This window comes from Candidatus Taylorbacteria bacterium, from assembly GCA_039934295.1.
Taxonomy (GTDB): domain Bacteria; phylum Patescibacteriota; class Minisyncoccia; order Phycocordibacterales; family HO2-43-120; genus HO2-43-120.
In genome coordinates, this window is sequence record JBDTMN010000013.1 from 1 (window position 1) to 25,119 (window position 25,119).

The window sequence follows — 25,119 nt, forward strand, 5'->3', positions numbered from 1 at the left end:
TGTCATATAATTGAACACTGCTCCTGCTGGGCATCCGGCTGTAGGTGGCAATGGGTTTGGATTTGGAATTGTGTTCAACGTGTCATTCATTTTGAGCCGAGAAATCGGACCAAAAAATCCTACCGCTGGGACAATTCCAACTGCGGCCTGCCATTTTGCAACAGCAGCTTTTGTCAACGCTCCAAAGTATCCTTTGTTTACGCCCATAGGCATAACGAGATATCCTTGAGTGACAAGAATCGATTGCAAAGCTGAAACATCGGAGTTGGAGCTTCCAATCGTCAAGTCAGCGTTGAATTGAGAGAGAGCTGAAGCGGCTCCTGGCGCAAACTGGGCTCCTACGAGAGAAGCAGAGCTTCCCGCAAAGGACAATGCCATTGCGATTCCTGCGGAAGCGGCAATGACTTTTTTCATCGTAAAATTTTGTAACATAATATTATTTTTAATTTAGTTTTTCCCTATTTATTATTAATTTTTTTAAGGGAAAAATTTATGTGCTAACTTCTTAGGACTTACGCGTTTGATCTTTTTCTGTCATCCTCGCGGATGCGGGGACCAGATTAACCTAGATTCCCGTTTCCACGGGAATGACAGGCAAGACGCGTAACTCCTTTCTAATTCCGACATCAATAATTGAGGATTGTTTTCGACCAGTTCCTTAATTATTGATTTACTACTACTAAACTTATAACCCGAAGTCATGTTGCATGACTTCGGAGCTATGGTCGTATGACCGTCTATTTCATCTTTGCTCATTTTCGACCGAGCATCGTTTTTGGTTTCGAGAGAAGACCCGATAAAGGTCAGACCTTGAAGAGAAGAGAGGTCGGGTCTTGGGGTCAAAATCAAAAATGATGCTCGGTCTTTCGACACAAGAAAGACGAATTAGTTTGCATAATTGAACTATCATATTTTTCATTAACTCACCGGTATGGAAAAAAGATTGCTGTAATTTTTTCGCTTTTTAATTGTCAATGTTCTTCGGCAATTCTGAAACATCAAATCTGGATTCCCGCCTATGCGAGAATGACAACAAGTATTATATACCTGTTCGCCAGAATCTCGCAAAAAATGTGTGGATAACCCGTAGCCATCAGATGGCTAGGGAGCAACAGTCGTATGACCATAACCCATACAGTAAATTTTGGTAACGTTCTCAAATGCACTGTGCATCAGGAGCGCAATGCCAAAATTCACTCGGATATCCCTCACAGTGAAGACGCCGAGCTACGGGCAATCTTACAGGGTATTGTGGTGAAGTCAATAATAGAACACGAAAACACGCAGCATGTAACATATAACATGTAACAGGAGACACAACATGTAACAGGGTGCGCAACATGTAACATGTAAGAGGGTACACAACATGTAACACGCAACATGTAACATCAGACAAGAAAAAGAGTGAATCCCCTCCTAGTGTTACATGTTGTGTGTTACATGTTACATATTACTTGTTACATGTTGTGAGCAAGTAAATACCGGCTCCAGCGGCGCTCGCCTACTTTCTTAAGGACACCGGAATCAACCATGGAAAGCAAATCGCGCTGAATTGTCTTTTCACTGCAATCTTGGATAGAGGCACTTATGTCCTTTATGCTCACCTCCTTGTTTTTACGCACTATGACCATTATGAGCTCCTTCCTATCTTTTGTTTTCTGGTCTTTATCACCTGAATTTTTATTGTCCTTTATACCTGTGCCTACGGTGTCCTTTTCGAGTCTAAAGGACACATGATGTCCTTTAGACTGTCCTTTATACAATCCAGTGATGGAATCATTCTCCCTTTCAGTGCTTTTTACGTCATTTTCATTTAATCCGACCTCGAAAAAGCTCGCAGGGAGGACTATTTTCTTCCTTGAGTTCCCAGATTGGATTGTCTCTAAAACTCTGTGCAACTCGGCTCTAATAAGCATTGCGTTCATACTTCCGATAAGAGAGCCCTTATTTGCAATCTCTAGGAGAGATATTGACTCTATTGTATGAGCCAATGCGCGGTCGAGCTCTACTTCACTTTTTCCGGCATGGAAGGCAAGAATGTCCGATAGGACTTCCCCTAGCCTCTGTCTTAGACGCCATTTTAGGGGCTCGGAATCGGGAAGTAAATTCGTAACAAGGTAAACAGCGGTGAGAATTTTCTCAACTTTTCTGTAGATGAACAGGAAATAGTTGTCGCCCTTAAAAAAGCTTTGAATGCTTGATTCGTAAGCCTTTTCCTGGATATCTCTTGGTTGTCCGAGCTCTTTTTCGCTCATTGTCTTAGATTGACATGTCTTTAGTATGTCCTTGAGAATTTTCTGTCCTTTAGCGAATGTCCTTGATATAAATTAAGTTTTTTCATGTCCATTATATAAAGGACAAAATTTATTTGCAAATCAAATTTGCAATAAATAAATTCGAAATGCGAAGCACGAAATCCGAAAAAAATTCAAAATAATTATAATCCTGATAAAAGAATCAAGGTTCGACCTTTTTACCGAATCAAGGTCAAACCTTTAAAAGAGGGAGTCCAGGATTAATCTGGATCCCCGCCTTCGCTATAATCCCGATAGAAGAATCAAGGTTCGACCTTTTTACCGATTCAAGGTCAAACCTTTAAGGAGAAAAAGACGATAGAAAGAAATTGGAAATGTAATTGCCCGAAAACAGTTTCTGTTTTCGGGCAATTACGATATACTTATGGTTATGTCCAAAAAAGATTCATCTCCGTGGCAAAGTCGCCTCAATATATTGAGGTACACAAAGGATGAGACAAAGCAGGGGGTGTTCGCAATTGTCTTCTTTATCCTCGGGGTATTCTTTGTCCTCTCTTCTTTCCACAAGTCGGGACCGGTAGGAGAAAAAATCTTCGTCCTTTTCAAGCAACTCTTCGGTCTCGGGTATTTTCTTCTTCCACTTTTTTTCTTCATCCTCACTCTCACGTTTCTCAAATCGCTCAAACAGAATTTTAACCTCTCAAAGGTAATTTTTTCTTTTTTCGCCCTCGCGGCAAGCCTCGGCATACTTGACCTTATCATTCCTGGAGAAGCTGGCATCGTGGGACGCGGGATTTCTTCATCTCTTATGTACTTGGTGGATTTCTATGCCAGCATTATTTTCCTCGCGGGCGTTCTCGTCATCTTTCTCCTTTTGATATTTGACGCTCCGCTCGATGCCGACTTCTGGAAACATTTGATTATCGGGGGAAAGAAGAAAGATGGGGACGCAAACAATGGTCTCCTCGAGTCCGAACAGCAAAAGGTAGATGAGGCGAGTGGCGGAGCAAATTCTGCCGATGCTCAAAACAAGAACGATGAAAAACGGACTTCAAAGTCAAGAGGAGCGCAGGAACTTTCGGAAGATGAAAAAAACGGCTTTGAGCTCAATCAAAAAAGAACCCAAGGAGGGACGATGAAGTATGTCCCCCTCCCTCTCTCGCTTCTCGAAAGAGACTCGGGGAAGCCCGGGGTGGGAGACATCAAGGCGAACGCCAATCTCATAAAAAGAACTTTGCAAAATTTCGGCATCGACGTGGAAATGGACGAAATATCTATAGGGCCCTCAATTACCCGCTATGCACTGAAACCAGCTGAAGGAGTAAAACTTTCGAGAATCGTCGCTCTTCAGGACAACCTAGCCCTGGCTCTTGCCGCGCACCCCATCCGCATCGAAGCTCCGATTCCGGGAAAATCTCTCGTGGGAATCGAAATTCCAAATTCAACAAAGACGACGGTCGGACTAGGCACTCTCTTGAGCTCGCCGGAATTCCAAGAATCGGACAAATCGCTTTTGATTTCTCTCGGCAAAGGAATATCGGGCAAATCGCATTTTGCCAATCTTGGAAAAATGCCTCACCTTCTTATCGCCGGCGCCACGGGTAGCGGGAAAACATGCGCCAAAGACACATACGTTTTGAGCGAAAAAGGAATCCTCACCTTTGATGAGCTGTGCCCGCTCCCCTTGAATTCAGAGATAAATTATTCTATCCGAGTGGCCACAAGAGACGGCATAGAAGCGACAAGTAAGAACTACAATAATGGAATTTGCGACTTCAATAAAATCACCACTGAAGAAGGGCTGACCATTGAAGTGACGGATGAGCACCCTCTTTGGGTTATTCATGATGGCGAAATGAAATGGCAAAATAGCGGAAGTATTCAAAAAGGAGAGTATGTGGCTATTTCCAGAGGTTCTAAACTGTTCGGTAAAAAAACATCAATCAATTTCATACCCGAACCCAATAAGACGAATAAATCCAGGGAAATAAAAATTCCGACTATTATGTCGGAGGAACTCGGTCTTTTCATGGGACTTCTAACGGCAGACGGCGGTTTAACTATCCACTATCGGGTTGTCTATACTCAAGCCAATACAGAAGTCCTTGCGATATATTCGGCACTTCTTAAAAATCTTTTTGGTTTGAATTCTCCCTATACGACCAAATCGGGTAAAAGCAACAAGGCAAAAGATATTGTCGTGAACAGCAGACAACTGAAAGATTTTTTGACACATCTTGACTTACAACCTGTCGGAGCAAGAAAGAAGCAAATACCAAGATCTATCAGAGAATCCTCACCCGAGGTTATTAAAGCTTTTATTAAAGGGCTTATCAGAAATGATGGGCATATTTCGCCTGTGGCAGGACTCGAGATAACATTAGCAAGCGAAAAACTGCTACAGCAGCTACAAATAATACTGCTGAACTTTGGCATCGTTAGCTCCCTTCATTCTAAAAAAGTAAAGGGTTACGAGCATAATACTTATTGGAGATTAGCCGTCTATGGAGCTGACTTTGTTCTCTATGCAAAAGAAATCGGATTCTTGACGGATGAAGAGAGGAAAAAAGCGGAATCGTTTCTTACAATTCAAAGAAATACGAATAAAAATATCATCCCGACTCTTTCCCCTATACTCAAAAAATTATCTCTCGTGTATCGAAAAACATTCGCTCAACTAACCAACATGGGATGGCAATATCAAAATAACGCGCTTGTCCCGAAGTACGCTTTCAGAAGTTTGGCAAGTTACAATAGTGGCGTAAGAAATCCATCTTATGGCGCGCTGGAGAGGATTCTCACATTTTACGAACCTCTTGCTGACTCCGCTCCCTACAAAAAAATTGCTGAAATTAGCAGAGACAATTTTTACTGGGCTCGCGTGGCTTCAATAGAAAAAACGAGTGGAGAAGGATACGATTTTGAAGTTCCGGGGTCAAATTCGTTTGTTGGCAACGGCTTCGTGAATCACAATAGCGTCATGATACACTCTATCATCACTTCGCTCCTCTATCGTAACTCGCCCGAAAATATCAAATTCATCATGATTGACCCGAAGCGAGTCGAGCTGACGCTGTATAATAAAATTCCCCATCTTCTGACCCCCGTGATTACCGACGCAAAAAAAGCGATACTTGCCCTCAAATGGGCGGGAAAAGAAATGGATAGGCGTTATGACATTCTTGAGTCGGAAACAGTGAGAGATATAGAGTCGTATCACAAAAATATTCTTGAGCCGGAGTTGAAAAAATTGGAAACGAAAAAAGACGCTTCGGGCAATGATGAAGTCAAACTGCCGGAAATGATGCCCTACATCGTCATCGTGCTTGACGAGCTCGCGGACATCATGCAAACTTACCCGCGGGAACTTGAAAGCGCGATTGTGCGATTGGCCCAAATGTCCCGCGCCGTGGGAATTCATCTCATGCTCTCCACCCAGAGGCCTTCGGTAAATATCATCACGGGACTTATAAAAGCCAATATTCCAAACAGGATTGCCCTTCAGGTCTCCTCGCAAATTGATTCACGAACTATTTTGGATACAGGAGGAGCGGAAAAACTTCTTGGTGCTGGAGATCTGCTTTATTTAGGCGGAGAAATGTCGAAGCCACAGAGAATGCAGTCGGCCTTCATTGGCGAAACGGAAGTGAAGAAAGTTGTTAAATTTTTGGTGCAAAATTATGCGGGAGAGGTGCCGACAGATATCAACCTGACTGAAACTGCCAAGAATTCCCTTTTTGAAGCCAGCCTAGAAGACACTTCCCTTGCCGACGATGATGAGATGTATGAGGACGCTCGGCTCGCCGTGATTGAAGCAGGAAAAGCCTCGACTTCCTATCTACAAAGAAAGCTCGGGCTTGGCTACGCCCGCGCGGCGCGACTCATGGATAGTTTGGAGCAAAGAGGTGTGATAGGTCCCGGCGACGGAGCAAAGCCACGTGAGGTGCTGGGGGCTCCCCCGAAGGAAGAGACAGAACCGACGGAACAGAATAACCTATGACCTATAACTTATAACTGAATGGCTGAATGACAGAATGACAGAATGACTGAATGACAGAATGACTGAATGACAAAATAACAAAGTGAAAAGTTATAAGGTTATAAAGTTATAAAGTAAGAGATTCAGCCTTCCTGCATTTCTTTATAACTTTATAACTTTTTACTTTATAACTTCTGCTTTATGGCCCGAAAAAGAGATTTTAAATTTTATTTGAAACTCTCCGTCTCTCTTTTGCTTTTTTTTGTCGTCTTGGGGTATGGATACTTTCGGACAAAAGATTTGATAGAGGGCGTCGTTATCACAATTGACGAGCCACAAAACTACTCGACTCTTACCGAATCCGCGTTTGTCATGAAAGGAAAGATTGAGAGGTCCTCCGCTGTTTTTTTAAATGGCAGAAAGATATTTCTCGATGATAAAGGCAATTTCAGCGAAAAATTGCTCCTTTCCCCGGGCTATACTATAATCACTTTGAGGGCGGAAGATAAGCTTAAGAGGGAGACGAGCAAACAGCTTGAATTAGTGTATAAACCAAGTTCGTAAGTTTTTAAGTTACGCTTCGCTTAAGTTGGTAAGTTTAAGAGAAGAAAAACTTATAAATCAGGGAGAATTTCGTTCAGAAACTTACCAACTTACAAACTTATTAACTTACAACTAAAACAATGGCTTTCAACAAAAAAAAGGAACCGAAAGAGGACAAGGGGGTTGGGAAAGTGAACATCGAGGACACTCTGGACGCGATTCGAACAAAATTCGGGGATGAATCAATCATGATGCTCGGCGATAAGCCGAAAGTTGATGTAAATGCCATCTCAACAGGCTCAATCGGGCTCGACGCCGCGCTCGGAGTCGGAGGGATGCCTCGAGGACGTATCATTGAGATATTCGGACCGGAATCTTCCGGAAAGACCACATTGTCGCTTCATGTCATCGCGGAAGCCCAGAAGAAGGGGGGCATTTGCGCGTTTATCGATGCCGAACATGCCATGGACCCGGAGTATTCAAAAAGGCTCGGAGTGAAAATAAATGAGCTCCTCATTTCCCAGCCGGACACGGGGGAGCAGGCGCTTGAAATTGTCGAGAGCCTCGTTCGCTCGGGCAAAATGGATGTTATTGTCATTGACTCGGTGGCCGCGCTCACACCCAAGGACGAGATTGAGGGAGATATGGGAGCGCACCACGTGGGAAAGCAGGCGCGACTCATGTCGCAGGCCTTGAGAAAACTGACAAGCATTGTTGCCAAGTCAAAGACAGTGGTTATTTTCATAAACCAAATCAGAATGCAGATTGGAGTGATGTTTGGCAACCCTGAAACCACGCCCGGAGGAAAAGCGTTGAAGTTCTACACTTCGGTTCGGCTTGATATCCGAAGGATTGCACAGATTAAAAAGGGGGAGGAAGTGATGGGTGGGCGCGTTCGGGTAAAGGTGGTCAAGAATAAAGTGGCGGCGCCTTTCAAGCAGACGGAATTTGACCTCATGTACAACGAAGGAATTTCGCGCGAGGGAGAGATGATAGCCCTCGGGGAGAAAATGGGAATTATCCAGAAGTCGGGCACAAGCTACAGCTTTGGCGAAGAAAAACTTGGCCGAGGATATGACGCGACAAGACAGTTCCTCAAAGAAAACAAGAAAATTGCCGAAAAAATATTGACCGAGATCCGAACGAAATTGAAAGACGACGCGACGCTTGCGTCGGCGCCGAATGAGAGTTCGGATGAGGAGTAACAGAATTGTGTAACGTGTAGCTTGTCCTAACCCGTTCGGTCGGACTAGGGTAACCTGTAACGTCTGAGAAAGATCTTTCTTTTTCTTACGTTACACGTTACACGTTTTGCGTTACAAAAGTTGGAGTTGCTTTTATTTGAGAGCGCCTGTATCATTCCGAAGTTAATATAATTGACATTACATTGCCATGCTCGAATACAACGAAGTAAAAGAGAGAAAATATATTATTTTTGAAAAAGAGCCCTACGAGGTTCTGACTTCTCACGTCTTCCGCAAACAACAAAGGAAGCCGGTGAATGCCACGAAGCTCCGAAATCTTTTGACTGGGAGAATTGTTGAACACTCCTACCATGTCTCGGAAAAGATAGAAGAAGCCGACCTTTCAACGAAAGTAATAAAATACCTCTATAGCAATCGGGGAGAATTTTGGTTCTGCGAAAAAGAAGACCCGTCAAAGCGCTTTAAGCTTGAGGAGGCAATGCTCGGCTCTCAAGTCAAATTTTTGAAACCAAATTCTGTCGTTGATGCGCTTATCTTCGAGGAAAAAATTATTGGAGTCAAACTTCCGATCAAAGTTGAGCTCAAAGTTATCGAAGCGGCGGATGCCGTCAAAGGCAACACGGTGCAAGGCGGAACAAAAGCGGTCAAACTTGAAACCGGCGCGGATATCCAAGTGCCTATGTTTGTGAATCAGGGAGATGTGATTAGGGTCAATACGGAAAGTGGCGAGTATGTGGAGAGGGTATAAGAAATAGTTATAAAGTTGAAAGTTATAAGGTTATAAAGTAAACATCAAAAGCCGTTCGCCAAAGGCGAACGGCTTTTGATCTGACTCATTCCCCCTTAATAAAGGGGGTAAATTTCTGTCTCAGAAATTGGGGGATGTTTTCTTTTTTTGATCACGAATTTCACCTCAATTTTTTGGAAAAGCTCAGTCAATACATCGAGCTTCCAACAACATTCATCGTGATATGATTTCAAATAATATTTGATTTCTTGAGTATGACTATTCGAATTTTGAGGAATTTTCTTCATTTCTAAATAGTATCATCCAATTACTTTTAACACAAAATCCGTCTATTGACGGATTTTGTAGTTAATCTACCTTAAATCTATCTCGCTACATACGGCAAAAGAGCCATGAAGCGAGCACGTTTGACTGCGAGGGCGAGCTTGCGCTGATTTTTCGCGGTAACGCCTGTCTTCTTGCGGGAAATCATTCGAGCATGCGGATTCAAGAATTTCTTCAAGATTTCCGTGTCTTTATAGTCGATATGCTTAATATTGTTTTGTGTGAAGTAGCAATCCTTATTGTTCATAATTGTATTGAAACACTAATCCACGAATTTCATGCGAATACCACGAATAGTTAAGAACCCCTGCAAATTGGGCACACGAATGAATCCCATAGGTGTGTGCGGATTTGTAGTCCGCTATTTGCATACTATTTGTGGCATTCGTTTTTATTCGTAGATTCGTGTTTTGTTAATTAAAATGGGATGTCGTCTGGATTAATTTCTTCCTGCGGATACTCGATGGCATCCGCTGGTTTTGCTTTTTTGTCTGAAGTGGCGGGGCTTGCAGGTGCGCTTCCCGAATCCGTCCGTGGCGCTCCCCCTCCTGCGGGACGAGGTCCAAACTGCATCGTGTCGCCCACGATTTCTGTGCGGTACTTCTTTACTCCGTCTGCTTCCCAGCTCCTTGTCTGCATTCTTCCTTCGATGTACACCGGCGAACCTTTTTTCAGGTACTGCGCGGCCAGCTCTCCCAACTTCGCAAAAAGCACGATATTGTGGAATTCCGCCTGCTCTTTTTTATTTCCCTCTTTGTCCTTGTATACCCTGTTTGTCGCAAGAGAAAATGACGCGACCTGCACCCCTGAAGGAAGCGAGCGCAATTCCGGGTCGCGCGTGAGATTGCCGTAGACGAGAGCTTTGTTGATATACATTTTGGTGGGTTTAAGGTGTTAGGTTTTAGGTGTTAGGTCTTAGGTGCGAGACGATAACTAATAGTAGCAAAATGAATTATTTGCACAACTCGATACTTACACCTGACACCTATTCTTTTATTAACTCCTCAATCGTCTTGTCCATTTCCTCCGGAGACATCTTCGGAGCGTCTTTTGGCCTTACGGCAGGCGACTTTTCCCTTCTCTCTATTCCTCCCTGCATTTTGGCGCTTTGCGCTATTTTCAAACCATAGAGGGTATTCTCTTTCACCGTCTTTATGAGAAGGTAGCGCAAAATGTGTAAATTCTTTTTCACTCCTTCTTCGACCGCTACAATTTCTTCCGGACTTACTTCAAACTTGACCCAGCCGAAATAGCTCTCGCTCCAGAGATGCTTCACGCCTCCCTCGACCTTGGAAATCGCATAGGCCAAAGGGCGCTTCTTTGGAAGCTCTTCGCTTATAACAATGCCTTTATGCTCTTCTATAAGAGACTTCAAACCCGAGACTTCTTGAGGAAGATCACTCTCTTGGAGGGAGGGAGTGATATGGTAACCCAGTTCATAGACTTGGGTTCTTCCTTCTGTATTTTCTTCTTCCATAGAACGAATTTAATTGATAATCCTTGCCACTTAACTATTGCGTTAAGCAGGGATACACACTAACATAAACCATATTGAGAATCAAATTTGCCAGTTGAAGGATTACCAAGAAAAATATAGACTTCTACACATGAAAATACTGCCGGTAAAGACGAGAATATTCAAGGAAAAAGAGAATCTCACTGATTTCATCTTGGAGCACATTCCTCACCTTTCCGAAGGAAGCGTTTTGGCAGTTACGTCTAAAATCGTGTCGCTTGCAGAAGGAAGAGTTGAGAAAAAAATCAGCGAGGAAAACAAAATAAGGCTTATCAAACAAGAAAGCGAGCTCGCATTTCGGACGAAATACGTCTGGCTCACTATCCGCGACAACCTCATCATGTCTGACGCAGGAATTGACGAATCGAATGCTGACAGCAAACTCATTCTTCTTCCAAAAAACAGTTTCAAAAGCGCGTCCTTAATCCGAGAGGAACTGAAAAATAAATTCCGCTTGAAACGCTTGGGAGTGCTCATCACTGACAGCAGACTGTTTCCGATGCGGAACGGCACAGTGGGTGTTGCACTTAGCTATGCAGGCTTCAAGGGAATCAAAGAATACGTCGGGAAAAAAGATCTCTTCGGGCGACCTTTTAAATTTCAGCGCGTGGATATCGCCGACAGCCTGGCAACCTCGGCGGTACTCACCATGGGTGAAGGCAATGAATCTATTCCTCTCGCCGTAATCGAAGATGCGCCAATAACATTTACCGACAAAGTAAATCCCCGCGAACTGCAAATATCCATTAAAGAAGACGTGTACCAGCCTTTGTTTGAAAAAATCCACACTCTGAAATGGAAAAAAAGAAGAGATTGATTTCGATTGGGAACCGACTTTTATTTGCTCCAGCAAATAAAAGTCGGTCATGACCATTAATCGATTAGATTAATCGATTAGAAGGAAATGCTGTTCATAATAATCCAAAATATTTTTTCACATCAAGTTCATTATCTATATACAGAGCTTCGATATATCGTACAAATTTTCTAAAATCGTAAAATTCAATAATGTAATCGAGCTCATCTTCGCAAGGATAGGGGTGCACCCACACTGACTCTTGAAGCCTGTGAAACCCTATTTTTTGCAGATGAAGTCGGAATGTTTCCCTTTCATTTTTATATTTATCGGGAATATCAGAAGTCACGATTCGCCAGGTCTTATCCCAAACCTTTTGAGAGTGAATCTTCATATCATCAATCGAAAAACAAAGAGCTTTCTTCTTTCCCTCTACCGTTAGAATCATCATTGCTCCCGACCCGGTCCAAGAACCCTCGATCAATCTTGCTTTGTAAAGTCTGTTTATAGCCCTGTCTAACTCTTCACGATTAATACCTCTCCACTTTGCAGTTATTTCTTGAATAATCTTCCACTGCTTATTAGGATTTCGAGTGCAAGCCAGACCCAAACCGCCCAAAAGTAGGAGCATGATTTTTCTTTGAATGCCACCGATTCGTATAGTTCTTTTTTTCCGCTTTTTATACATAGTGTGATGCTTTATACTATATGTATGCAGTGTAGCAACTTTTATTTGCTGGAGCAAATAAAAGTTGCTGCACTTATATTAAAAAAGAATGCTTTAAAAAGCGACGTTGAAGTATTTTCGGGCATTCTCTAAAATCTGCAGTCTCACAGCCTCTAAATCCATTTTTTTGATTTCGGCTATTTTTTTTACAACTTCTTTAACATACCGAGGTTCATTGCGCTTTCCACGATAGGGCACGGGAGTGACATAGGGCGCGTCGGTTTCCGACATAATTCGCTCCATAGGGAGATATTGGATTACCTCGGCATACTCTTTTGCAAATGTGATGACTCCGGTAAAAGAGAATGAGTGCCCCCCATCAAGTATCTCTTTTGCCTCCTCGACATCTCCCGCAAAGAAATGAAAATTGCCCCGAACTTTTGAATGGGACTTAAGCAGTGACACGGCTTCTTTGTATGCGGAGCGACCGGAGCCGTTTCGCACATGAAGCATGAGTGGCTTCCCCACTTCATTTGCAAGGTCAATCTGGCTCACAAAATTTTCAATCTGTTTTTTCTCCGTTTCTTCCGAAAGTCGGTAATAATCAAGCCCGCACTCCCCTATGGCAAGGACTTTCGGGTGCTTGGCGAGTATTCGATATGATTCCGTATCAAAAACCTCTCCTCGCGAGGTAAATTCTTTGTTTCCCTGTCCGAATTCCTTTTCATCATGAAATGATTTGTCGGAGTGAATCGGGTGAACGCCGACTATCGCATAAACCCCGCTTTCATATTTTTCCGAAAGATCGACAGCAGAGTGGGAAGTGTCGATTTGTGTTCCAACATTCACCATTGCGACTCCCGCTTCAAGCGCTCGCTTCACCACGAGGTCCCGATCAGCATCAAACGCAGAAAAGTTCACGTGAGTATGGATGTCAATGTAGTTGAATTTAGATTCAAGATTCATGAATGAAGAATACGATACATTTTTAAGCGAGTTTTTCTCCAGATTCCGTTTTCGGCTTTAAAAGATAAATGCCAAGATAGGAAAGCGGTGTATAGAGAACTCCCATGAGAACTTTGTAAATCCACCAAGTAATGATAACAGAGATGAGGGTATGGGTGGAATAGACGCCCAGGAATGCGACTAATGTGAAAATGACCGTGTCTAGAAATTGCGACCAAAGGTTCGAGAGATTTGAGCGGAGCCAAAAATATTTTCCGTTAAACTTTCTTTTGAAAAAGAAAAATGAGACAACATCCTGATATTCAGCAATGATAAAGGCGAGAAGCGAAGCAAATGACATTCTCATCGTTACGCCGAAAATAAGGTCATAGCCCTCTTTCGTCGCCCAGTTATCCGAAGACCACGGAAGCAAGATGGAAATAAGTGAATAGAGAATAAAGAGCGCGGTTGCAAGAAAACCGCCAAAAACGAAAAGACGGGCAATTTTTTTTCCATAGACCTCGCCTACCACGTCAGTTGCGAGGAAGACAACGGGAAAAGAAAACACGGCGACCGAAAGATGCCCGCCGAAAAGAAATGGCATGAGCTTTAACCCCAAAGTATTGGCAGCGATCAAAGAAGTGATGTAGAGCGAAAAAACGAGAAATAATTTGCGCAAATCAGAATGAGTTAATTGTTCTGCAATCATAGCCGTATTTAAGCATGAGCCGTGGAAAAAAGAAAGAAGAAGATTGACGAGAAGTGCAAAACTTGTATGATGCTAAATAGATAGCTCATCATCTTGCGAACTGTTTTCGCGGGAAAGGACAGCAGTCCAAGAGCTCAAACTCCTTGAAAAAATGAAAGACGTATACTATAGCTCTTTTCGGAGACACCAAGTAAGAAAAGACTTGCGCACCCATTGCGTAGCATGGTCAAAAAACCGTCTCACGGATGGACGCGACATCTTTAAAATCGGCGAGGAATTTCACCGTCTTAAGTCCCTTTTCTGGAAGGAGATTATCTGGGGTTCTCTCCTTGTTCTCGTCTCAGTTGGAATCCTCTGGTATTCTTCATACGTGGAATTTCCCCACCCTCTCTTGTCTGCGATTGTTGTCGGCCTTTTTGTTTTTGTCGCCGGCTCCTGCTTCTGCGACGCAAAAAATTGCAGGGAGAAGTACGAGCCTGAAAGTGGAGGATTACTACAGGAACAGTGGGAGACGTATCAATCGGAACTTGACCGATTTTGGGCCGCTCTCGAAGAGATGGGATTCGTGGCACTCTTTGATTTTGCGGGGAATAGGCAAAACGCCGAGAGCTGGCTTCTGCTTGCGGAGGCAGAGTTTACCTCGAAGGTGGAAAAGAGATTTTTGCTCGAGGCCGGAGCGCTTCAGACACAAATAAGAAGTGCGCGCTCAAAACTGCTCCCATTTGGTATTGCCACTGAAAATAAATGGGAAGACCTCGTGGCTACGAAACTTGCTCTAACCAAGCCTCAACACACCTAGTGATGAGGTTTTTTTTATTCCTTTCTTGGAAATAGTGGCTTCTCGGGCATTTTGTTTTCGCGCACCATGCTTTTTATTTTCTCCATCGTCTCCGGAAGAATCGGGGTGAGCATTTGAGCAACTTTGTAGAGCTTAACTACTAAATCACTGATAATTTCTTTTCCCTTCTCTTTGTCTTTCTTCACTACCTCAAAAGGTCTCGAATTTTGAATAGAGGAATCGATTTTTCCAATTTCTTCCCAAACAATATCTGCTGCTTTTTTGATATCGTAACTTTCGAGAGCATCTTTCCAAGTTTTGGGAATGGTGTTTTCAGGAATTTTTGGACATGCATCTAAATGTGTTTCCGCGAGCTTCATGATTCGTGAAGCTAAATTACCTATCCCATTAGCCAAATTAGCATTGTACACTTCTTTGAATTTCTCCATCGTAAAATCACTGTCTTCAAAAGGGTGAATATGACGAGCAAGATAGTACCGAAGAGCATCGGTACCGTATTCCTCTACAATTTCGAAAGGACTTATAACATTGCCGAGCGACTTTGACATCTTTTGACCTCCGCTTGTGATAAATCCATGTATTACAATTTGCTTTGAAGGCGGAAGACCAGCGGACATAAGCATTGCCTGCCACATAACCGCTTGCTGCCGAACCTGATCTTTGCCCGCAAACTGGATGACCGGCCACCAGGTGTTAAATTTTTTGAAGTCATCCGGCCAGCCAATCGCAGAAACATAGTTCACAAACGCTTCAAACCAAACATACTCCACTTGGGACTCATCCCCCGGAACGGGAACGCCCCACGGCATCTTAGCTTTTAGGCGCGAAATGCTGAAATCCTCGAGGCCTTTTTCACGAATGAGAGAGCGAATCTCGTTTAGCCTAAAATCGGGAACAACAAAATCTTTTCTTGCATCATAAAGAGCCAAGAGCTTATCCTGGTATTTCGAAAGTTTAAAAAAATAGTTTTCTTCGTCAATGATTTTGATAATAAGGTTGGGATGAATCAGACACCTTCCGTTTGAAAGTTCCGATTCGGTCTTTTCAAGCTCACAACCGACGCAGTATTTTATTTTATAATTCTTCATGTAAATGTCTCCGGCCTCTCTGCACCGCACCCAAAATTCCTGCGCCGCCTTCACGTGATGCTCGTCCGTTGTGCGAATAAAATGAATGTCCTCGAGAAGCCCGAGCGGTTTCTTGAGCCTCCTGAATTTTTCCGCATATTCGTCCACATACGCTTTCGGGTCTTTGCCTTCTTCTTTCGCTTTTTCCCAAATCTTGAGGCCGTGTTCATCAGTTCCGGTATTGAAAAAAACTTCGCTCCCCATGAGTTTGTAGAAACGCGCAACTATGTCGGCCTGAACGATTTCGAGGGCGAAGCCCACGTGCGGGTCGGCGTTCACATAGGGCAGAGTTGTCGTGATATAAATTTTTTTTGGATACAATGACGACATACGGAAGGCAAAAAAGTTAGAGAATTAAAACATCGGATACGGGGGGTTCTACCTGCTTGTCTTTCTCCACATCATTTAAATATTCCACAAAAACGGAGGCAATAGGGACGGAAAGCAAAACTCCCAGAAATCCGCCGAGTTTTGCCCCGATGACGAGAGCGAGAATGACCACAATGGGAGAAATCCCGACAATCTTTTTTACAACCAACGGGTAAACAAAATGGCTTTCTAACTGTTGGATGACAAAATAGAGTAGTGCTACTCCCAAGGCAAAGGTGATTCCTCCAACTCCCGCGGCAATCAAGATTCCGGGAATGGCGGAGAAAATCGGCCCGAATATGGGAATAATTTCAAAGAGGGCGGCAATGACGGCCAGAAGGAACGCGTGCGGAACCCCAAAAATGAGCAGTCCGAAATAGACAAGAACGCCGACGATAAAGCCGAGAAGAATCTGCCCCTGCATCCAAAGCCCGATTTTTCTCTGTGAGCGCCTCCAAAGGTCTATGACTTTCGTCTCATATTTTAACGGCGTGATGATACGCAAAAAATCGGCCACCCCGTCTTTCTGCACCGCAAGATAAAAGGAAAGAACAGTTATCAATATAAAACCGAGAAAGCCACCGAACACAAGCCAGATAGACTCAAAAAATCCCTGCGAAGTATTGGTGAACGAATTCCCGACGCTTCCGATAATCTCTCTCAAAGTAAAAAAAGATGACGAAATTTGATCTAGCGTGCTCGGATTCCCGACTAAGTCCGCACCGCGAGAAACCGAGGGGAGTTCAGCAAGATTCATGTAATCTGAAATATTGCCGAGAAAGCTCGAGAGTTCTTTCAAAAATTGCGGGAGAAAAAAGAACACTATTCCCATGAAGGCGAGGGCGAGAGAAAGATAAATAATAATGGCGGCAAAAATCCGCTTTACGCCACGGCGGACTAACCAAATGGTGAGAGGCTCAATTGCCGACGCGATTACCACGGCGGCCAAGACTGCCCAAATAATATCACGGATGAGAAACAGAAAGAAAAAAAACAGACAAATCAGTATGATTCTCACAATCGTCGCCGAGGAAATGTCCAATACTGTCTTCTTTTTCGGGCTCATACCTACATACTATCACGAACTTTAGTCGATGCACCAATAGCAAATTTAGGGCTCCAAATCAATTCCAATTTTCAAATTTTACCTATTTGAATTTTGTTTTAAGATTGTCCGGAGCTTGAGTATCGGGGTTCGGAGCGTTCTTCTTTTAATCTATTTTGAGGAGCGACTTCAATTTCTTCTCATCGTCCAAAGGCCCGATGATGGCGAGATTCAGCTTTGAATTATCGAAAATTTCTCGAGCTACCTTTTTGATTTGAGCCGATGTGATTTTTTTCACTTCCTCTCCGAGCTCATCCGGAGTAATGAGCTCCTTCCGCATAATCTCCCGCAAGCCATAAAACTCCGCGAGCGAATCGGAAGTTTCGAGAGAGAGATGCATATTACCGATGAGATAATCCTTCGCCTTTTGAAGTTCGCTCGCAGGAACTAGCTCCTCCTTCATTCGCTTCAATTCTTCGAGAATGGCCACAATGGCTTTTTCAACTTTAGAGACGTCGGTACCGATTGCAACAGAGAATTGGCCGTGGTCGGTAGAGGCGTCGGTGCTTGCCTGAACATAGTACCCGATGCCCATCTGGTCGCGAAGCTTCTGAAAAAGCCTAGAGCTCATTCCCCCACCCAAAACTGCCGACAGCACCCGCAAGATAGCATTCTTCTTGTCATAGGTGTTAAATGCCCGCACTCCCAAAATAATATGAGACTGGTCGGTTTTTTTGTACTCCAATTTCAAAGCCGGACCACTCTGGCTTTCTTTCACTTTGAGCTTGTCATGTTTTTTATTTCCGGGGATTGAGCCGAATTTCGAATTAATGTCTTCCAATATCTTACCCTCATTAAAATTTCCAGAAACGATAATGGTCGTGGCAACGGGAACATAGTGCCGGCTTCGGTATGTCAAAAGTTTTTCCCGCGTAACCGCGCGCACCGTTTCTTTTGAGCCGGTAATTTTCCAACCAGCAGGCTGATCTCCGTAGAGTAATTCTTCGAAGACGTTGTGGACCTCCTGCATCGGCAAATCTTCATACATGGCAATCTCGTCCACGATAACTCCTTTTTCTTTCTCAATTTCTTCAACAGGCAAAAGCGGGTTGAGATACAAATCAGATACCACGTCGAGAATTTTTCCCACATGTTTTGGATTAGACTTTGCATAGTAGCCCGTAAATTCCTGCGAGGTGAAAGCGTTATATTGCGCGCCCACCGAGTCAAGTTCGCGGACGATGTCAATCGCCTTCGGGCGGTTCTTCGTCCCCTTGAAGCACATATGCTCCAGAAAATGTGAAATGCCGTTCTCCGGCTTGGTCTCGTATTTTGAGCCGGCCTCCACCATGACCAAAACCGTTACCGTCGGATTATCTTTGAGATTCACCGTGACTACACGGACGCCGTTTTTTAAAACTTTTCGTTTGAATTTCATGAGAGTAGGTGTTAGGTGTTAGGTGTTAGGTTCTAGCTTAGCAGAAAAATCAATAATTTGGAAAAGACTTTAGACTTTTTACAATTTTATCATTTACAATTTTAATTTCTGCTGGATTGTGACGATAATCGTGTCCTATACCGTTAAGCAAGATAAATTTCCTGGGATCTTTTGCTTCATCAAAAATATGCTGAACACTGTCTGGTAAAATAATTGTATCAAGCTCGCCAGCTATCAAGATTACCGGGACAGTAATCTTTTTTACATCTTTAAGTGCATCAAATTGTCTCCCGTCGACTGCATGAGAAAATGGCACACGGAATTCCCTCATTTCGGTACTTCCGGGCACATCTCGCTTCGAGATTCTCACACCAGTTTTCTTCCAATCGTCTAGACTTTTCTTTTCAATCGAGAGCGAGGAAGATGGCATGATTCCCATCACAATAGAAATCCGAGAATCTCTCGCGGCGTAAAGAATAGAGACCATTCCACCTCGGCTGTGTCCACCCAAGAGAATAGACCCGTACTCATCTTCTTGAAGCATATACTCAAGCACACTCCTTATATCTTTAAGGTACTGAGATATTGTATGGTCGGAAATTTCACCCTCGCTCTCCCAGGTTCCTGTGGGATCAAATCGAACTACCGTGTAACCATCTTTTGAAAGAGTTGCAGCAAGTTCGACGAGATGATCATAATCTTTTGTATCCAGATAACCTGGACAGAGAATGGCAAGACGGCCCATTGATTTTTTCGGTCGATGAATTACAGCAACAATATTTTGACCGAGAGAATTTAAAATTTTTACTTTTTCTTTAAATTTCATGTAAGATCAAAAAGAACTGACAATTTTGCGTATATTTCTCGAAGTATATGAGAACCAGACGATCCGTCAATACTAAGAACTCTTTCTTTCCAATCAATCGTCCGAAGCTGATCTACCATCACGAAACCTCTAATTTTTTTGGTCTCAATTTTGACTCGAAAAAAATAATTCTTTTTTTCTGTGGAAGTTATGGGGCAAATAACCGCCATACCGGTTTTTTTGTTAAAAAGAGTGCCACTCACAACAATACAAGGTCTTGAGCCAGACTGTTCATGTCCTTTGATCGGATTAAGCGCGCACCAAACAATATCACCCTTCTTTGGATAATTCATTTTACTTTAGGATTTCTTTCCCGACATCATTCCCCCACTGGACATCCTCAATCATGTTTGGCGAAAAATTCACCAACACATCTTTTAGGGTTGGCAATTTCCCCATAGTATGAGGTTCCTTTACGCCTAAGATAAGGGCCCCTTTGGTCGTCTCTCTCACTTCAACTTGTGCGCCGTCATAGAAATGATATTTTTTCGCGATTCCCTGCGGTATCCGAAGTGCTAAGCTATTTCCCCACTTTGTGACTTTAGTTTTCATTGCGTAAGTATATACTTGTAGATACATCCGTCAAGGACGGTCCTTGCCGTAGGCTTCCATAGGTGTTAGGTGTCAGGTTCTAGCTTAGCAGAAAATTGAAAAAAAGAAAAAGACCGTTGTGCGCATGCGCACAACGGCCGTGAGATCGAATTACTTACTCGAAGGAAATTCCTTCGTTTCGGTCGGTCTCTCGACGAGAAGTACCGACCATTCGTCCCCGACCTTCTGGAGAGGAATAAATTTCCCGTCCTTCATGCCGAGGTAAAATTTCCCCGAGGTGGGAAACTGGAGAACGAAGTCAGAACTATTGAATTCGCGTAGATAAGGTGTTCCCTCGACTTTGAGGTAGACCCCGCCGAAACCGCCGATTCCTGGGCCGGTTGGCATGTACCCGACAAATTCCACCCAGTATTTGCATACTGAGAAAATACTTGAGTCCGGCTCAAAGTTGAAAGCGGGCATTGCCACCTTCTGCTGGAAGAATTTAACCCATGACGCTTTTTTTATTGTGACGGTGTTACCGAGGTGTTCACCATCTTCCGCGTGTTGGGACAGGTCAACCTTTCCATCGGGTCGATACTGGCAGTCCCACTCGTACACCGTCGCGTCGTTCATAACGATGCGAATTGCCTTGAGCTTTCCACCGTGATCGGCCGAGAAATCAGCGTACACGCCAGACTTATAGTCGTCAACAACATAGCGCACATCCGCCTGCCGAACGCTGATTGCAATGTTTGTGAACGACGTCGGCGTTGATACAACCATCAACTTCACAGACTTTTCACCACCGATGGCGGAGATTGCCCAAACGGAGACAAGCGACAGAGTCGCCAAAGCCAGACTAATTTTTTTCATAACGAACTTTCTTCAGATACTCTCCGCCTCCAACTATTCCGCGCGTCGCGGGATAGTTGAAAGCAGACTGATTCTATTTTTGTTTATCAGGAATCTCAAAGGTTTACCCCCTTTGTCAATTCAAATATCTCTGGCTGTATTATACCATATTCTGGATAAAATGCAATGGCACGAAAAACGCCCTATTTAGGACGTTTTTCGTGCTTGAAACTAGATTTTCTCTTTTTCTCCCCTTTCAAGAATAAGCTCAAGACGCTTCATTTAAAGCCCTATTTTTTCACGTAGATTCGCAACCAGATCTGTGAGAGAAATCCGCTCCTGCTTGCCTGTGTCTCGATCACGAACGGTTACTGTATTATCCCCGCCTGAATGAGTGGCATCCAGTCGGGCAGGTTTTTCGATTGTGTCAAAATCGATAGTCACGCAGAAAGGCGTGCCGGTTTCATCTTGCCTGCGGTATCGCTTTCCGATGTTACCGTTGTCGTCGAACTCAACCGCCCCGAATTCCGCTTTTAGCATTTTGTAGACTTCCCTTGCGCGCTCGACAAGAACAGGTTTATTTTTGAGAAGCGGAAAGACAGCAATTTTGACAGGCGCAATTTTGGGCGGGAACTTCAAGAAAATCCTCTTTTCTCCACCCATTTCATCCTCCGTGTATACACTCGAGAGAACAGCGAGCAGGGTCCGTCCAACACCCAAGGACGGCTCTATCACATGCGGGGTAAATTTTGTCTTTGACGCCTCATCGAGATAGGAGAGGTCAACGGAGCTTGCTTTCGCGTGATTCTTCAAATCATAGTCGGTGCGATATGCAAGACCAAAGAGCTCTTTGCGACCGAACGGAAACTCGAATTCGAAATCAACGGTGCGTTTCGAATAGTGCGCGCGGTCAGCTTCGTCAATCTCAAGTTCCGAGACCTTCGCCTTGTCAATTCCAACTGATGAGATAAAGCGCATGATTTCCTTTTGCCACATTTCGAATGATTCTTCCCATAGTTCAGGCCGCACAAAATATTCGACTTCCATCTGTTCGAGCTCGCGCACGCGGAACAGAAAATCGCGCGGAGCTATTTCGTTGCGAAACGCCTTGCCGATTTGAGCGATACCGAAAGGCAGAGTCGGGTGAAATGAATCGATAATATTTTTGAAGTTGGTAAAAATTCCCTGGGCTGTTTCCGGACGCAAGTATGCAAGCGACGCCTCCTCTTCCGAGGCGCCCACATGCGTCTCGAGCATCATATAAAACTGGCGGGCTTCGCCTAGTTTGCCTCCACATTCTGGACACTTCTTTTTATCATCAAGATGGTCAACACGAAAACGTCGCTTGCATTTTTCGCATTCGGTGAGCATATCAGCAAACCCGCGGGCATGACCGCTTGCCTCTAACACTTCCTTTTTGGTGACAATTGCAGAATCGATGCCATAGACATCTTCTCGATCGCTTACAAACTGCTTCCACCATGTATGAGTGATATTATTTTTGAGCGAGAGTCCGTATGGACCGTAGTCGAAGAAACCCGCTAATCCCCCGTAAATATCATAACTAGGATAAATAAAACCCCGCCGTTTGCAAAGCGAGACGATTTTTTCCATCAAATCATTTGGTTCAGTTTTCATATTAAATGAAGTAACTTGTAGCTTGTAGCTTGTCCTAAACCCGTCCGACGGGTCGGACTAGGGTAACTTGTAACATTCGAGAAAGACTGCTCTTTATCTTTTGTTATGTGTTACATATTCTTATCTTACAACCTTTCCGTCTCCGTAGTTATATCCGCTGTCCGCAGTCAATTCAGAGGTAAGACTTTCTTTCGTTGCCCTGATTTCGGTTTCGGTAAATCGGTCCACACCGCTCAACGTCGTTTGGTTCACTAGAACAGGTGCGAAGCCCTCCTGGCTTATGCTTGGAAGAAAGGAAACCTGAAACGACGCCACTCTCTCTCCCCCTGCCCCCGCCTTTATCTCCCCAATATTCCAAGTTACTACTCCGCCTGCAGGATTATAGCTAAAATGCTCGGTTGAGGGAGAAACAGCATTCTTCCATTTTACGTACGGAGGCAGAGTGGTCGAGACCACAGCGTCTCGAACATCATTGAAAGAGCTCCCGACGTCCCATGTAACGGTGTAGGTGGTTTCTTTATCCGCTTGAGGAGGAATGGAGCCCGTATTTGTAAACGGCCCATCATGATAGAGCAGTTTGGTAGACAACGAAGGAGAGGCCTGGATGCGCACCTTGGCGGAAGCAGAGGAGATGATTTCTTCCGGAACATTTTGCTCTTCGGAGCGTTTACCCTTCACGTTCACCGATAGCAGGATTTCCGGATTTTTAAATGTGCCGAGATTTTCTGGTTGAGGCACGATCGAAGAGAAGCTGAAACTCACCCTGCCGTTCTCTCCGGGATTTATGGATTGCAAATCGGAATCCGTCCCCGAATTCCATAGCATGGTGTTCTCCGTCGAATTATAGAAGCCCGATGTGGGGTTGATGCTCGATTCATTCACACTGCCCCCTATTTTGACTTTGATTTCAACATCGGAGATTTGCGAAGAAAGATTGTTTTCCCAAATGACGTCACCGCGGATGTCGCGGCCGAGAGAAGCGACATGAATCGGCAGTGATTCGCCATCAAGAACCAGGTCAATTCCGATAAACGGTTTTTTTATGAGAACCGACTGCTCCACGGTAAGAAAAATAGGGTCAACTGTCTTCTCGTCTTTTTGACTTTGAAGACCCCCGTCAAACCTGAATATCCTCTCTTCTTCATTTTGGCCGAGCATCGTCCCTTGGATTTTTATCGTCCGTTTTTCTCCGGGCTTCAAGTCTCCGATTCTCCAGAGATACGAATCGAATGAGGGGGCTGGCTTGGCGCTTTTGAAAGAAAAGCCAAAAGGATAGTTTGCCTTGAATACCAGATCTTTAAGGAGACTGTCGGAATTGGAGACAATGTCGAGGGTGAGCTCGATATCCTGACCCGAGTTGATTTCTTTTAATGAACTCGCCCTGATGGAGATGGGAGAAGAAATGAGAGCGATTTCGAATATTTTTTTCTTCTCGTAGATGGCGTTCGAGCCTTTCACCCGGTATTCCACGCTCAAATTTATTTCCTTCTTGCTATTCTCTTCCCCGAACAATATCGCGGAAATATCCTTTTTGATTTCTCCGCCGGGAGGAATATTCCCCAATGGCAACTGTTCGCGTTTGAGCTCGAGAGTCAAATCGCCAGACTGTCGCGTACCCTCCGGGTATTCTATTTTAAGATTCGCGTCTTCTAACGTGATATTGTTATTGTTGCGCACAACGATTCCGAGGATAAGTGCTTCTCCGCCCGCCGTGCCAGTGGGACCTGAAACGACTATCTGGATATTATCGGAAGAAAAAACATTTGACCCGTGATAATAGATATAGAGACCGAACGAGAGCGCAATCACAAAAAAAATAAGCGAAAAGAGCATTATTTTCTTCGTGACAGAGCTGGCTTTGTTGGCAATGTATACCGGCCGCTCCATATCCTTTTCGTGCTTCCAATCGGAAACAACTTCAATGTCTTCTTTCTTGAGCGGAGCGCTTCCAATCGGCGTATACGGTTTTGGATTCCTGGAATAGAGGTTTGTTTCAATAGAATCGAGCCTGTCGGTGTTTTTGTCGTTTTGCATTTTAAAATTGTAACATATCTCTAATTAAGCTTGAAGCGTAATAAATTTCTAATATCTAATGCCTAATTTCCAATGAAATACCTGAATGTCCTTGTTTAGAAATTTTTTACAATTGGCTCTCCAAAAGCGAGCGATTTATTTCAGAGAGCGCTCTCTTTTTTATGAGAGCAACTCTAGACAGGGCGACACTACCCCAGGAAGGGGCGCCGACAAATTCCGAAAATTCATTTTTATTCCCCACATATCCCAACTCATGAAGAATATTGAGGACGAGCAGAATTTCAAAATTCTTCATCTCCTCGGACGTAAGATTCTCCGATTTAAAATATGAAAAAGCGTCAAAGAGAAGTTGAAACAGCGGATCATTTTTCTCTTCCCCGTGAAGAAGACGCAAAAGGAGCGCGGAGCACTGCGCGGTAATTTCCAGTTTTTCGCTACTGTCTCTGAATGCGCCAAAAAGACTCGAAATATTTTTCGCGCCAGTAATTTTCCACACGGACTTTCCCCGAACGAGTGAAACCTCGACAAACGACAGTTCTTCGAGGTTCATGCGGAGTTTTGACTTGACCTCGCGCACCGCCTGCGCCGAGGCGAAGACTTTTCCGAATTCCCGCGTGAAAATAGAAAAATAGCTCGATGCCTCGCCGTGTGGAACTTTCTCGAGCACGAAGCCTAACGTAGTATATTTCGTGTGCACTAAGAAAGTGTAAAGTGGAAAGCGGAAAGTGTAA

24 protein-coding genes are annotated in these 25,119 nt (G+C 44.0%); 6 read left to right on the forward strand and 18 right to left on the reverse strand.

The window, feature by feature from the left end; genetic code table 11:
• Both ABI430_04060 and ABI430_04065 read right to left on the reverse strand, forming a co-directional pair.
• Positions 1-432: peptidoglycan-binding domain-containing protein (locus tag ABI430_04060; protein MEO8638045.1), on the reverse strand; the 432-nt coding region annotated here is incomplete at its 3' end.
• Positions 433-1,457: 1,025 nt separating this feature from the next.
• Positions 1,458-2,255 carry a hypothetical protein gene (locus tag ABI430_04065; GenBank protein MEO8638046.1) on the reverse strand — a complete coding sequence of 266 codons (798 nt, stop codon included), beginning with the start codon at positions 2,253-2,255 and terminating at the stop codon, positions 1,458-1,460.
• Positions 2,256-2,685: 430 nt separating this feature from the next.
• Here ABI430_04065 and ABI430_04070 point away from each other — a divergent pair, with 430 nt between their 5' ends.
• The 4 genes from ABI430_04070 (at position 2,686) to ABI430_04085 (ending at position 8,730) form a co-directional block, all read left to right on the forward strand.
• Positions 2,686-6,255, forward strand: coding sequence for a DNA translocase FtsK (locus ABI430_04070; GenBank protein MEO8638047.1), 3,570 nt, complete (start codon positions 2,686-2,688; stop codon positions 6,253-6,255).
• Positions 6,256-6,435: 180 nt separating this feature from the next.
• Positions 6,436-6,798 carry a hypothetical protein gene (locus ABI430_04075; GenBank protein MEO8638048.1) on the forward strand — a complete coding sequence of 121 codons (363 nt, stop codon included), beginning with the start codon at positions 6,436-6,438 and terminating at the stop codon, positions 6,796-6,798.
• Between the two features lie 119 nt (positions 6,799-6,917).
• Positions 6,918-7,982: a recombinase RecA gene (gene recA, locus ABI430_04080; GenBank protein ID MEO8638049.1), complete on the forward strand. Its 1,065-nt coding sequence runs from the start codon at positions 6,918-6,920 to the stop codon at positions 7,980-7,982.
• A gap of 187 nt (positions 7,983-8,169) precedes the next feature.
• Positions 8,170-8,730 carry an elongation factor P gene (locus ABI430_04085; GenBank protein ID MEO8638050.1) on the forward strand — a complete coding sequence of 187 codons (561 nt, stop codon included), beginning with the start codon at positions 8,170-8,172 and terminating at the stop codon, positions 8,728-8,730.
• Positions 8,731-9,094: 364 nt separating this feature from the next.
• On the opposite strand, the gene rpsR is transcribed toward ABI430_04085, so the two are convergent.
• The 3 genes from rpsR to ABI430_04100 form a co-directional block, all read right to left on the reverse strand.
• Positions 9,095-9,301 carry a 30S ribosomal protein S18 gene (gene rpsR / locus ABI430_04090; protein MEO8638051.1) on the reverse strand — a complete coding sequence of 69 codons (207 nt, stop codon included), beginning with the start codon at positions 9,299-9,301 and terminating at the stop codon, positions 9,095-9,097.
• 170 nt (positions 9,302-9,471) lie between these two features.
• Positions 9,472-9,930, reverse strand: coding sequence for a single-stranded DNA-binding protein (ssb, locus tag ABI430_04095; protein ID MEO8638052.1), 459 nt, complete (start codon positions 9,928-9,930; stop codon positions 9,472-9,474).
• Between the two features lie 109 nt (positions 9,931-10,039).
• Positions 10,040-10,531, reverse strand: coding sequence for a 30S ribosomal protein S6 (locus tag ABI430_04100; GenBank protein MEO8638053.1), 492 nt, complete (start codon positions 10,529-10,531; stop codon positions 10,040-10,042).
• Between the two features lie 130 nt (positions 10,532-10,661).
• On the opposite strand from ABI430_04100, the gene ABI430_04105 reads away from it, so the two are divergent.
• Positions 10,662-11,387, forward strand: coding sequence for a coenzyme F420-0:L-glutamate ligase (locus tag ABI430_04105; GenBank protein MEO8638054.1), 726 nt, complete (start codon positions 10,662-10,664; stop codon positions 11,385-11,387).
• A gap of 94 nt (positions 11,388-11,481) precedes the next feature.
• Here ABI430_04105 and ABI430_04110 read toward each other — a convergent pair whose 3' ends face one another.
• From ABI430_04110 to ABI430_04120, 3 genes are all read right to left on the reverse strand, one after another.
• The gene (locus ABI430_04110) at positions 11,482-12,054 is read right to left on the reverse strand and encodes a hypothetical protein (protein MEO8638055.1); all 573 of its coding nucleotides are present in this window, start codon (positions 12,052-12,054) and stop codon (positions 11,482-11,484) included.
• Between the two features lie 93 nt (positions 12,055-12,147).
• Positions 12,148-12,999, reverse strand: a complete 852-nt coding sequence (locus ABI430_04115; GenBank protein ID MEO8638056.1) for a TatD family hydrolase — start codon at positions 12,997-12,999, stop codon at positions 12,148-12,150.
• Between the two features lie 22 nt (positions 13,000-13,021).
• Complete coding sequence (locus ABI430_04120) at positions 13,022-13,687, reverse strand: queuosine precursor transporter (GenBank protein MEO8638057.1); 666 nt, start codon at positions 13,685-13,687, stop codon at positions 13,022-13,024.
• 151 nt (positions 13,688-13,838) lie between these two features.
• Here ABI430_04120 and ABI430_04125 point away from each other — a divergent pair, with 151 nt between their 5' ends.
• Positions 13,839-14,486 carry a hypothetical protein gene (locus tag ABI430_04125; protein ID MEO8638058.1) on the forward strand — a complete coding sequence of 216 codons (648 nt, stop codon included), beginning with the start codon at positions 13,839-13,841 and terminating at the stop codon, positions 14,484-14,486.
• Between the two features lie 14 nt (positions 14,487-14,500).
• On the opposite strand, the gene ABI430_04130 is transcribed toward ABI430_04125, so the two are convergent.
• From ABI430_04130 to recO, 10 genes are all read right to left on the reverse strand, one after another.
• Entirely contained in the window at positions 14,501-15,943 is a 1,443-nt protein-coding gene (locus ABI430_04130; protein ID MEO8638059.1) for a methionine--tRNA ligase, read from the reverse strand.
• 16 nt (positions 15,944-15,959) lie between these two features.
• Positions 15,960-17,048, reverse strand: a complete 1,089-nt coding sequence (locus ABI430_04135; protein ID MEO8638060.1) for an AI-2E family transporter — start codon at positions 17,046-17,048, stop codon at positions 15,960-15,962.
• Positions 17,049-17,193: 145 nt separating this feature from the next.
• Positions 17,194-18,465: a pitrilysin family protein gene (locus ABI430_04140; protein ID MEO8638061.1), complete on the reverse strand. Its 1,272-nt coding sequence runs from the start codon at positions 18,463-18,465 to the stop codon at positions 17,194-17,196.
• Positions 18,466-18,514: 49 nt separating this feature from the next.
• The gene (locus ABI430_04145) at positions 18,515-19,291 is read right to left on the reverse strand and encodes an alpha/beta fold hydrolase (GenBank protein MEO8638062.1); all 777 of its coding nucleotides are present in this window, start codon (positions 19,289-19,291) and stop codon (positions 18,515-18,517) included.
• Entirely contained in the window at positions 19,288-19,623 is a 336-nt protein-coding gene (locus ABI430_04150) for a type II toxin-antitoxin system PemK/MazF family toxin (protein MEO8638063.1), read from the reverse strand. Before ABI430_04150 ends, ABI430_04145 begins: the two co-directional genes overlap by 4 nt.
• A gap of 1 nt (position 19,624) precedes the next feature.
• Positions 19,625-19,882 carry a hypothetical protein gene (locus ABI430_04155; protein ID MEO8638064.1) on the reverse strand — a complete coding sequence of 86 codons (258 nt, stop codon included), beginning with the start codon at positions 19,880-19,882 and terminating at the stop codon, positions 19,625-19,627.
• A 150-nt stretch (positions 19,883-20,032) separates the two neighbouring features.
• Entirely contained in the window at positions 20,033-20,737 is a 705-nt protein-coding gene (locus tag ABI430_04160; GenBank protein ID MEO8638065.1) for a hypothetical protein, read from the reverse strand.
• Between the two features lie 261 nt (positions 20,738-20,998).
• Positions 20,999-22,354, reverse strand: a complete 1,356-nt coding sequence (locus tag ABI430_04165; GenBank protein ID MEO8638066.1) for a glycine--tRNA ligase — start codon at positions 22,352-22,354, stop codon at positions 20,999-21,001.
• 120 nt (positions 22,355-22,474) lie between these two features.
• Positions 22,475-24,388, reverse strand: coding sequence for a hypothetical protein (locus tag ABI430_04170; GenBank protein ID MEO8638067.1), 1,914 nt, complete (start codon positions 24,386-24,388; stop codon positions 22,475-22,477).
• Positions 24,389-24,494: 106 nt separating this feature from the next.
• Entirely contained in the window at positions 24,495-25,085 is a 591-nt protein-coding gene (gene recO, locus ABI430_04175) for a DNA repair protein RecO (GenBank protein MEO8638068.1), read from the reverse strand.
• Positions 25,086-25,119: the final 34 nt, after the last annotated feature.

Excerpts from the sequence above, each read along its gene's own strand:
- ABI430_04065 (MEO8638046.1), bottom strand. The coding sequence starts at position 2,255 with ATGAGCGAAAAAGAGCTCGGACAACCAAGAGATATCCAGGAAAAGGCT.
- ABI430_04070 (MEO8638047.1), top strand. The coding sequence starts at position 2,686 with ATGTCCAAAAAAGATTCATCTCCGTGGCAAAGTCGCCTCAATATATTG.
- ABI430_04075 (MEO8638048.1), top strand. The coding sequence starts at position 6,436 with ATGGCCCGAAAAAGAGATTTTAAATTTTATTTGAAACTCTCCGTCTCT.
- recA (MEO8638049.1), top strand. The coding sequence starts at position 6,918 with ATGGCTTTCAACAAAAAAAAGGAACCGAAAGAGGACAAGGGGGTTGGG.
- ABI430_04085 (MEO8638050.1), top strand. The coding sequence starts at position 8,170 with ATGCTCGAATACAACGAAGTAAAAGAGAGAAAATATATTATTTTTGAA.
- rpsR (MEO8638051.1), bottom strand. The coding sequence starts at position 9,301 with ATGAACAATAAGGATTGCTACTTCACACAAAACAATATTAAGCATATC.
- ssb (MEO8638052.1), bottom strand. The coding sequence starts at position 9,930 with ATGTATATCAACAAAGCTCTCGTCTACGGCAATCTCACGCGCGACCCG.
- ABI430_04100 (MEO8638053.1), bottom strand. The coding sequence starts at position 10,531 with ATGGAAGAAGAAAATACAGAAGGAAGAACCCAAGTCTATGAACTGGGT.
- ABI430_04105 (MEO8638054.1), top strand. The coding sequence starts at position 10,662 with ATGAAAATACTGCCGGTAAAGACGAGAATATTCAAGGAAAAAGAGAAT.
- ABI430_04110 (MEO8638055.1), bottom strand. The coding sequence starts at position 12,054 with ATGTATAAAAAGCGGAAAAAAAGAACTATACGAATCGGTGGCATTCAA.
- ABI430_04115 (MEO8638056.1), bottom strand. The coding sequence starts at position 12,999 with ATGAATCTTGAATCTAAATTCAACTACATTGACATCCATACTCACGTG.
- ABI430_04120 (MEO8638057.1), bottom strand. The coding sequence starts at position 13,687 with ATGATTGCAGAACAATTAACTCATTCTGATTTGCGCAAATTATTTCTC.
- ABI430_04125 (MEO8638058.1), top strand. The coding sequence starts at position 13,839 with ATGAAAGACGTATACTATAGCTCTTTTCGGAGACACCAAGTAAGAAAA.
- ABI430_04130 (MEO8638059.1), bottom strand. The coding sequence starts at position 15,943 with ATGTCGTCATTGTATCCAAAAAAAATTTATATCACGACAACTCTGCCC.
- ABI430_04135 (MEO8638060.1), bottom strand. The coding sequence starts at position 17,048 with ATGAGCCCGAAAAAGAAGACAGTATTGGACATTTCCTCGGCGACGATT.
- ABI430_04140 (MEO8638061.1), bottom strand. The coding sequence starts at position 18,465 with ATGAAATTCAAACGAAAAGTTTTAAAAAACGGCGTCCGTGTAGTCACG.
- ABI430_04145 (MEO8638062.1), bottom strand. The coding sequence starts at position 19,291 with ATGAAATTTAAAGAAAAAGTAAAAATTTTAAATTCTCTCGGTCAAAAT.
- ABI430_04150 (MEO8638063.1), bottom strand. The coding sequence starts at position 19,623 with ATGAATTATCCAAAGAAGGGTGATATTGTTTGGTGCGCGCTTAATCCG.
- ABI430_04155 (MEO8638064.1), bottom strand. The coding sequence starts at position 19,882 with ATGAAAACTAAAGTCACAAAGTGGGGAAATAGCTTAGCACTTCGGATA.
- ABI430_04160 (MEO8638065.1), bottom strand. The coding sequence starts at position 20,737 with ATGAAAAAAATTAGTCTGGCTTTGGCGACTCTGTCGCTTGTCTCCGTT.
- ABI430_04165 (MEO8638066.1), bottom strand. The coding sequence starts at position 22,354 with ATGAAAACTGAACCAAATGATTTGATGGAAAAAATCGTCTCGCTTTGC.
- ABI430_04170 (MEO8638067.1), bottom strand. The coding sequence starts at position 24,388 with ATGCAAAACGACAAAAACACCGACAGGCTCGATTCTATTGAAACAAAC.